Source organism: Pararhodobacter sp. SW119 (assembly GCF_017811755.1).
Lineage (GTDB): Bacteria > Pseudomonadota > Alphaproteobacteria > Rhodobacterales > Rhodobacteraceae > Pararhodobacter.
Genome location: NZ_JADDJF010000022.1, coordinates 45,445 through 53,870 on the forward strand (window position 1 = coordinate 45,445; position 8,426 = coordinate 53,870).

Below are 8,426 nucleotides of genomic sequence, written 5' to 3' on the forward strand. Positions count from 1 at the left end.
GCTGTTCGGAAAAGACGGTACGGCCCCTCCTCCTCCCTGGGTCGGCCGGCATCGGCGCGGTTGCCCTCCTCCTCCCTCGGCAGCCGCGCCTTTTCTTTTCGCAACGCTCCCCCGAAGCTTCTGCGGCGGCAACCGGACGTCTTGGGGTTCTTTCCCCGCGGGCGCCCGCGTCGGCCCCGCTCTGCAGGCCTCTGGCCAAAACTTTCATTGCGGTTAATTTCTGATCTTTAGCCTTCTATATCAATTATTTGGCGAAGCGTCCAAATTTGGACAGTCATCGTCACAGGACGCCCCGTGGTGACCTCTCGCTTCAGAAAGGCACATCATCGACGCCCTCCGCGGGGCTGAGAAACCGCGCGACGATGTGTTTTTCACCGGCTCGATCGAACGCGATGGCCAGCTTGTCGCCATCGACCGCGATCACCGTTCCGGTCCCGAATCGCGCATGCATCACCCGCTCGCCGGCACGAAAGATCACGTCCGTGCCGGCGGGCTGGCTAGGCGCGCGCGCGGTCGCCGTCGCCGTCCGCGCCTGAAGGCGCTTCCAGCCGGGCGAGTTGTAGACATCGGCCCGCGCCGCCCGATCCTCCAGCCCGGCCTCGATCTGCGCCGGGGGCCGCATACCCGCCGCACCGTAGCCCCCACCGTAAAGCCCCGGCGGCGTCAACACGTCGACATGCTCGGCCGGCAGTTCGTCGATGAAGCGCGACGGCAGCTGGCTTTGCCACTGCCCGTAGACGCGCCGATTGGCGGCGAAGGAAATCGTGCACAGCCGCTCGGCCCGGGTGATGCCGACATAAGCCAGCCGGCGCTCCTCCTCCAGCCCCTTGCGGCCCTGTTCGTCCATGCTGCGCTGGCTGGGGAACAGCCCGTCCTCCCATCCCGGCAGGAAGATCACCGGAAATTCCAGCCCCTTCGCCGCGTGCAGGGTCATGATCGTGACCTTCTCGGTCGTGTCCTCCGACGAGTTGTCCATGATCAGCGCGACATGTTCGAGGAAGCCTTGCAGGTTCTCGAACTCCTCCAACGCCTTGATCAGTTCCTTCAGGTTCTCCAGCCTCCCCTGCGCCTCGGGGGTCTTGTCGCTCTGCCACATCGCCGTGTAGCCGGATTCGTCGAGGATCTGCTCGGCGATCTCGATATGGTTCGTGCCCTGCCGCACAGCGTCGTGCCAGCGGGCCATGTTCTCGATGAAGCCGCGCAGCGCCCCCGCGGCCCGGCCGGAGATCAGCCCGTCGCGCAGCGCGATCGCCGCGCCTTGCAGCAGCGGCACGTCGGCGGCGCGCGCCACCTTCTGGATCGTCTGCTGCCCCTTGTCGCCCAGGCCGCGCTTGGGCGTGTTCACGATCCGCTCGAAGGCCAGATCGTCGGTCGGCGTGATGGCCAGCCGGAAATAGGCCATCGCATCGCGGATCTCGAGCCGTTCGTAGAAGCGCGGGCCGCCGATGACGCGATAGGGCAGGCCGATGGTCAGGAAACGGTCCTCGAAGGCGCGCATCTGGTGGCTGGCGCGCACGAGGATCGCGATGGTGTTGCGTGACAGGGGCTCGAGGCCGCGCATGCCGCGTTCCACGGCCTCGATCTCGTCGCCGATCCAGCGGGCCTCTTCCTCGCCGTCCCAGTGGCCGATCAGGCGCAGCTTCTCGCCGCCTTCCAGGTCGGTCCAGAGGGTCTTGCCCAGCCGCCCCTCGTTGCCGGCGATCACTTTCGACGCAGCGGCCAGGATATGCGGGGTGGAGCGGTAGTTCTGCTCCAGCCGGATCACCTGCGCGCCGGGAAAGTCGCGCTCGAACCGCAGGATGTTGCCGACCTCGGCGCCGCGCCAGCCGTAGATCGACTGGTCGTCGTCGCCCACGCAGCAGATGTTGCGGTGCGCCCCGGCCAGAAGCCGCAGCCACATGTACTGCACGACGTTGGTGTCCTGGTATTCGTCCACCAGGATGAAGCGCAGCCAGCGCTGGTATTGCGACAGCACGTCGGGGTGGGTCTGGAAGATGGTCACCACATGCAGCAGCAGGTCGCCGAAATCGCAGGCGTTGAGCGTGCGCAGGCGGTCCTGATAGGCGGCGTAGACCTCGGTGCCGCGGTTGTTGTAGGCGCTCGCCTCCTCGGCCGGGACCGACTCGGGGCGCCAGGCGCGGTTCTTCCAGTTGTCGATGATCGACGCCATCTGCCGGGCGGGCCAGCGCTTCTCGTCTATGTTGAAGGCGGCGATGATCTGCTTGAGCAGGCGGATCTGGTCGTCGGTGTCGAGGATGGTAAAATTGGGTTTCAGACCAACGAGTTCCGCGTGCCGGCGCAGAAGCTTCACGCCGATGGCGTGGAAGGTGCCGAGCCAGGGCATCCCCTCGACACTCTCGCCCAGAAGGGCCGCGACGCGCGCCTTCATCTCGCGCGCGGCCTTGTTGGTGAAGGTCACCGCAAGGATCTCGTTCGGGCGCGCCGTGCCGGTGGCCAGCAGATGCGCGATCCGGGCGGTCAGCGCGCGGGTCTTGCCGGTGCCGGCGCCGGCGAGCATCAGCACCGGCCCCTCCAGCGCCTCGACCGCCTGTCGCTGGGGCGGGTTCAGCCCGTCGAAATACCGTGCCTGCGCGCCCTGCCCTGCCCGCGCCATCGCCAGTTGCGACAGGCTGGGCCCCGATCCGCTGCTCATGCTCTTGCCCCGCTTCTGCGTCAGGCGACTCTAGCGCAGACCGGCCGGAACGCCAAGTGCGTGTTCCTGTCTTGTTCGCGGCCGGGTTCACGTCCTGCCATCGAGGCCCTGATGCGGCCCCGAGATCCCGGCGGGCGGCGCGGCAGTGCAGGTTGACGAAAGCTTGACGCGTCGTCCGCAGGGGGCTGGCCGCGCGCGCCCGAATAGGCGCCATGCCCTTGATATTGCAGGATTCCTGCCTGCCAGCATGTGTATGGCAAGCGTATGGCAAGTGTATGGCAAACGTATGGCAGTTTGCCGAGATTTCGCCCCCTCGGGGCCGTTCGGAAGGGTTTCGGGACGCAGATGGCCTGTCCCGCGAAAACCCGCGCGGCGCCGCGACGACCTGTTTCGCGCGCGGAATCAGCCACAGCCGTTCCGGCGGTTCGCGAAGAAGGCGCGGAGCAGGTCCGCGGCCTCGGTCTCGGCAATCCCGTCGTAGACATCGGGCGCGTGGTGGCATTGCGGGTGCGAAAAGACCCGCGCCCCGTGCAGCACCCCGCCGGATTTCGGATCGGACGCGCCGAAATAGAGCCGGGCGATGCGAGCGAAGGAAATCGCCGCGGCGCACATCGGGCAGGGTTCCAGCGTGACCCACAGGGTATGGCCGGGCAAACGTTCGGACCTGGCCGCCGCGCAGGCCGCGCGCAGGGCAAGAATCTCGGCATGCGCGGTCGGGTCGGACAGTTCACGCGTCCGGTTGCCAGCCTGCGCCACCACCCCGCCCGCGGGGTCCAGCACCACCGCGCCCACCGGCACCTCGCCGCGCGCGGCGGCGGCACGGGCCTCGAGCAGCGCGATTGACATGGGGGCGGCGACACGGTTCATGGGGCCTAGATGCCCGCTGCCCCCCCGCCGCGCAAGCCTGCGCAACGCAAGCCCTCCCGATCCGGTGCCCCATGTCCCCTCCGCCCCGCCCCGACCAAGCCGCCCCTGCCGGCGAACGCATCGCGAAGGTGCTGGCGCGCGCCGGGGTCGCCTCGCGCCGCGCGGCAGAGGCGATGATCGCGGAAGGCCGGGTGCAGGTGAACGACCAGCGCATCGACAGCCCGGCGCTGAATGTCACGCCGCAGGATCGCATCCTGGTCGACGGAAAGCCCCTGGCCGCGCCCGAGCCGCCGCGCCTCTGGCTCTATCACAAGCCGCTGGGCCTGGTGACCTCGGCCCGCGACGAGAAGGCCCGCCAGACCGTGTTCGAAACGCTGCCCGAGGGAATGCCGCGGGTGGTTTCGGTGGGCCGGCTGGACATCAATTCCGAAGGTCTGCTGCTGCTGACCAACGACGGGGAGTTGAAGCGCCGGCTGGAACTGCCCTCCACCGGTTGGCTGCGCCGCTACCGGGTGCGCGTGAAGGGCACGCCCGACAACGCGCGGATGGAGCCGCTGCGCCAGGGCCTCACGGTCGAGGGGGAACGCTTCCAGCCCATGCAGGTGACGGTCGACCGCCAGCAAGGCGCGAACGCCTGGCTGACCGTCGGCATCCGCGAGGGCAAGAACCGCGAGGTGCGGCGCGCGATGGAAGCCGTGGGGCTGATCGTCAACCGGCTGATCCGCACGGGCTACGGTCCGTTCAAGCTGGGCGATCTGGCCCCCGGCGCGGTCGAGGAGGTGCGCCCGCGCGTCCTGCGCGACCAGCTCGGCCTCGATATCCCGGCGCCGCCGCCGGCCGAACCCCGCGCCGGGAAAGCAACCGGGACGACCGCCCCGCGCAAACGCCCAAGTCCGGCGCGCGCCGCCGGGCCGGGCCGCGCCGCCGACGCGGGTGCTGAGCCGGCACCGGCGGGGAAATTCCGGTCCTGGGCCACCAAAAGCCACGGAGGCCGCACCGGCGGCAGGGACGACGACACGCGCGACGGCAACAAAGCCACGACGGCACCCGGCGACGGCAAGAAGCCACGCTCGCACGGAACAAAACGCCATCAGGCGGTGACGACACCTCGAAAACCGCGCGAAAGTGGCCCGCGCCGCTAAGGGCGGGCCTTTCAAGGAACCGCTTGCGGGGATATATGTTGAGCCCATGCGGCGCGGCGCGGCATGGCGTCAGCGCCGCCATCCGTTTTCAGGTGGCAGTCAAGGAGGCCGGGGCCAGTGTCGACACAGGGACTGCAGAGAACGTCTTACGCGCTTCTGATCGCGCTGGTTCTCTATGTCTGGATGACGGGGGGCTGAGCATGGCGCGGCGTTTCGGCGGAACCTACAGCCCGGGAGCACGCGGCGGTGCCAAGGCCCCGGTGGCGCCGGCCCGGCGCGCCCCGGTCGGACTGCGCACGAACCTTCTTTTCGTGCTGCCGTTCCTGTTCGCCTTCAGCGCCTTCTTTCGCGACCCGGCGGGCCTGCTGGCCAACCTCGGCGTCTTTGCGCTGCTGCTTCTGTCGGCCTGGCTGACGCGCGAGGGGGTGATCGCGCAGGATGCCTATGACGCGCGCCGCGTCGCCCGCCGTCCGGCGATCCCGCGCAAGATCTTCGGCGCGGCCGCCATGGGCCTCGGGCTGGGGCTGGCGGGACTGGCCGGGGGCGGGCTGGTGAACGCGGTGATCTTTGCGGCGCTGGGGGCGGGACTGCACCTCGCCGCCTTCGGGGCCGACCCGCTGCGCGACAAGGGGCTGGAAGGCGTGGATCAGTTCCAGACCGACCGGGTCGCCCGCGCGGTCGAGGAGGCCGAGAGCCACCTTTCGGCGATGTCCGACGCGGTCCTGCGCGCCCGCGACCGCGGGGTCGAGGAGCGGCTGGCCGAATTCCAGACCCATGTGCGCCAATTGCTGCGCGCGGTGGAAAACGATCCGCGCCGGCTGACCGCGGCGCGGCGCTACATGGGCGTCTATCTGCTGGGCGCGCGGGACGCGACGGTCAAGTTCGCCGACCTCTACGCACGCGAGCGCGATCCAAAGGCGCGCGCGGCCTACCTCTCGCTCCTCGACGATCTGCGGCAGAACTTCACGCTGCGGACCGAAACCCTGCTCGACAGCGACCGACAGGCGCTGGATATCGAGATGGAGGTGCTGCGCGAGCGTCTTGAACGCGAAGGGCTGCGCCCCGTGATCCCCGACGATTCCACCCTTCCCGAGCCTTCCTCCCCTGAAAGGACGACCCGATGACCGAGAACGTACGCCGGCAAGCCGAGGAACTGACCGATGCCATCGAGAAGGCCGCGGGTCTGAAACTGGCCGAGCCGACCGCCGAAGTGATCACGCTCGACAGCGCCGATTCCGGCCAGGTCGAGGCGATCCGCACGCGGATGAGCGAGATCGACATGGGCGAGACCGGGTCGATCATCGGCTTCGGGTCGCGCGCGCAGCTGGAGTTGCAGCAGATCAGCCAGGCGATGCTGGCCGACGTCAAGAACAAGGACGTCGGCCCCGCAGGCGATGCCCTGCGCCAGATGGTCGGCACGATCCGCGGCTTTTCCGTCACCGAACTGGACGCGCGGCGCCAGCGCAGCTGGTGGGAGCGGCTCACCGGCAAGGCGGCGCCGATCGCGAACTTCATCGCCCGGTACGAGGATGTTCAGCAACAGATCGACAAGATCACCGAGACCCTGCTGGGGCATGAAACGGCGCTTCTGAAGGACATCAAGTCGCTCGACCTGCTCTATGAGAAGACGCTGGCCTTCTATCACGAGCTTGCGCTCTACATCGCCGCCGGCGAGGAGAAGCTGAGGGAACTGGACGCCAAGACGATCCCCGCGCGCGAAGCGGCGGTCGACGCCGCGGACGACAACGACAAGATCCTCAGGGCGCAGGAGCTGCGCGACCTGCGCGCCGCCCGCGACGATCTGGAACGGCGGGTCCATGACCTGAAGCTGACGCGGCAGGTCACGATGCAGTCGCTGCCCTCGATCCGGCTGGTGCAGGAAAACGACAAGTCGCTGGTCACCAAGATCAACTCGACCCTGGTCAACACCGTGCCCCTGTGGGAGACGCAGCTTGCCCAGGCGCTGACCATCCAGCGCTCGCGCGATGCGGCGCAGGCGGTGCGCGCGGCCAACGACCTGACCAACGAACTCTTGACCGCCAATGCCGACAACCTGCGCGAGGCCAACCGCGAGGTGCGCGAGGAGATCGAACGCGGCGCCTTCGACATCGAGGCGGTGCAACGCGCCAACGATGCGTTGATCGCCACGATCGAGGACAGCCTGCAGATCGCGGATGCCGGGCGCACCAAGCGTGCCGCGGCCGAGCAGGAGCTGCAGAAGATGGAGGCCGAGCTGCGCGAGTCGCTCGCCGCAGCCAGTGCGCGTGACAGCCGCTGAACGGCCGCGCGCGCGGCAGATCACCGATGGCGCCGCGGTATCGGGGCGCGTTCTGGCCCTTGCCGGGTTCGGCTGGCTCGCCGGCTGCGGCACGCTGGGAATGCCCCCCGCTCCGACCGCCAGCCCGGCGCCGCAACCGGCCGCAGAGGCCTCGCCCGAGGATGCGATATCGGCGGAACTCGCCGCATACTATCGCCGGATCGAGGCCGATCGCCGCGCACGCGGCCTGATGCGAACCGATTCCGGCGCGGACCAGATGGCGCTGTCGGTCGGAAGACTGACCGATATCTATGTCGAGATCGCGCTGCGCGACGAATACCTGCGCACTGCGCGCGGCTTCATCGCGCGCTCGACCGCCGCCCCCCTGCGCCGCTGGGAGGAACCCGTGCGCTTGCGCCTGGAATTCGGCGCCTCCATGTCGGCGGCAAAGCGGGCGAACGACCGGTCCGAGGTCGCTTCTCTGGTCAACCGGATCTCGTCGATCACCCGCCATCCGATGCGATTGTTGCCGCCGGGAGGCAATGACGGCGCCAATTTCCACATCCTCGTGCTCTCGGAAACCGAGCGGCGTGCGATCGCGCCGCGGCTGCGCGCGCTCATCCCCGGGATCGATCCCGCCGCCCTGAGCCTGGTCACCGACATGCCCAGGGAAACCTTCTGCCTCGTGCTCGCTTTCTCGCGGCAAGACGACGACGCCTATTCCGATGCGGTCGCGATCATTCGCGCCGAACACCCCGACCTGACCCGGCTCGCCTGCTACCACGAAGAGATTGCACAAGGTCTGGGGCTCGCCAACGACAGCGTTCTCGCCCGGCCGTCGGTGTTCAACGACAACGAGGAATACGCCTTCCTCACCGCACTGGATACGCTCCTGCTGCGCATCCACTACGATCCGCGACTTCAGCCCGGCATGTCCGAGGCCGAAGCCCGCCCCATCGTGCAACGGATCTCGACGGAACTGATCGGTGGCGAAAGCTGAAACCACGAATGTCCGCGCGGCCCCGACGGCTCGGGAAGCTTGCGACACAGTCGCCTCGGCAAGTGGCAGGCAGCCACACCCGCCCCGCGCGCCGATCCGCATCGTCGAACATCTTGCGCACCGGATCGCAGGGTGCTATGCGCCTCGACTGTCGGGCGGCGGTGCATCGCGGCTTCGACGACGGCGCAAGGCAGAACACCCGCCAGCGCCGAACCTGTGGGGCCGTAGCTCAGTTGGGAGAGCGCGTCGTTCGCAATGACGAGGTCAGGGGTTCGATTCCCCTCGGCTCCACCAAATTCCCGAAGCCTTTCAAGATCAACTGTGGCTGATGCTGGCGACGATGATGGCCCATGCGGACAGGGTTTCGCCTCGGTCAATGCGTGCGCACCGCAGTGTTTCCGCATCCGCGGTTGAGCCACCGCCACCGACTTTCTTTGATCTTGAGGCCGGACAGCAGAAGTCGAAAACTCCGTACGAGAAAGACTTGGGCAAGTGGACAGCTTTAGA

The 8,426-nt window shown here is 68.2% G+C and carries 7 protein-coding genes and 1 tRNA gene; 5 read left to right on the forward strand and 3 right to left on the reverse strand.

The features are described 5' to 3' along the window. Nucleotides 1-310: 310 nt before the first annotated feature. Together IM708_RS13220 and IM708_RS13225 are read right to left on the reverse strand one after the other, a co-directional pair. Nucleotides 311-2,653 (reverse strand): UvrD-helicase domain-containing protein, encoded by a 2,343-nt coding sequence (locus IM708_RS13220; RefSeq protein WP_209427044.1) that lies wholly within the window; start codon nt 2,651-2,653, stop codon nt 311-313. 402 nt (nt 2,654-3,055) lie between these two features. Further along, nucleotides 3,056-3,520, reverse strand: a complete 465-nt coding sequence (locus IM708_RS13225) for a nucleoside deaminase (RefSeq protein ID WP_245243178.1) — start codon at nt 3,518-3,520, stop codon at nt 3,056-3,058. A 71-nt stretch (nt 3,521-3,591) separates the two neighbouring features. Between IM708_RS13225 and IM708_RS13230 the strand changes: the two genes are divergently transcribed. The 5 genes from IM708_RS13230 to IM708_RS13250 all read left to right on the forward strand — a co-directional run bounded on the left by IM708_RS13230 (nt 3,592) and on the right by IM708_RS13250 (nt 8,213). Further along, nucleotides 3,592-4,662, forward strand: a complete 1,071-nt coding sequence (locus tag IM708_RS13230) for a pseudouridine synthase (protein ID WP_209427045.1) — start codon at nt 3,592-3,594, stop codon at nt 4,660-4,662. Nucleotides 4,663-4,862: 200 nt separating this feature from the next. Then, the gene (locus IM708_RS13235; RefSeq protein WP_209427046.1) at nt 4,863-5,786 is read left to right on the forward strand and encodes a 5-bromo-4-chloroindolyl phosphate hydrolysis family protein; all 924 of its coding nucleotides are present in this window, start codon (nt 4,863-4,865) and stop codon (nt 5,784-5,786) included. After that, complete coding sequence (locus tag IM708_RS13240) at nt 5,783-6,940, forward strand: toxic anion resistance protein (protein ID WP_209427047.1); 1,158 nt, start codon at nt 5,783-5,785, stop codon at nt 6,938-6,940. Before IM708_RS13235 ends, IM708_RS13240 begins: the two co-directional genes overlap by 4 nt. Continuing rightward, on the forward strand, nt 6,927-7,919 hold the full coding sequence (locus IM708_RS13245) for a DUF2927 domain-containing protein (protein WP_209427048.1): 993 nt from the start codon (nt 6,927-6,929) through the stop codon (nt 7,917-7,919). Before IM708_RS13240 ends, IM708_RS13245 begins: the two co-directional genes overlap by 14 nt. Before the next feature lie 218 nt (nt 7,920-8,137). After that, nucleotides 8,138-8,213: transfer RNA gene (locus tag IM708_RS13250), tRNA-Ala, on the forward strand. 21 nt (nt 8,214-8,234) lie between these two features. Here the strand turns inward: IM708_RS13250 and IM708_RS13255 are convergent. Next, on the reverse strand, nt 8,235-8,426 hold a 192-nt coding region (locus IM708_RS13255), incomplete at its 5' end, for a hypothetical protein (protein WP_209427049.1).

What these genes read in the sequence shown, in the direction of transcription:
- IM708_RS13220 (WP_209427044.1), bottom strand. Translation starts at nt 2,653, where the DNA reads ATGAGCAGCGGATCGGGGCCCAGCCTGTCGCAACTGGCGATGGCGCGG.
- IM708_RS13225 (WP_245243178.1), bottom strand. Translation starts at nt 3,520, where the DNA reads ATGAACCGTGTCGCCGCCCCCATGTCAATCGCGCTGCTCGAGGCCCGT.
- IM708_RS13230 (WP_209427045.1), top strand. Translation starts at nt 3,592, where the DNA reads ATGTCCCCTCCGCCCCGCCCCGACCAAGCCGCCCCTGCCGGCGAACGC.
- IM708_RS13235 (WP_209427046.1), top strand. Translation starts at nt 4,863, where the DNA reads ATGGCGCGGCGTTTCGGCGGAACCTACAGCCCGGGAGCACGCGGCGGT.
- IM708_RS13240 (WP_209427047.1), top strand. Translation starts at nt 5,783, where the DNA reads ATGACCGAGAACGTACGCCGGCAAGCCGAGGAACTGACCGATGCCATC.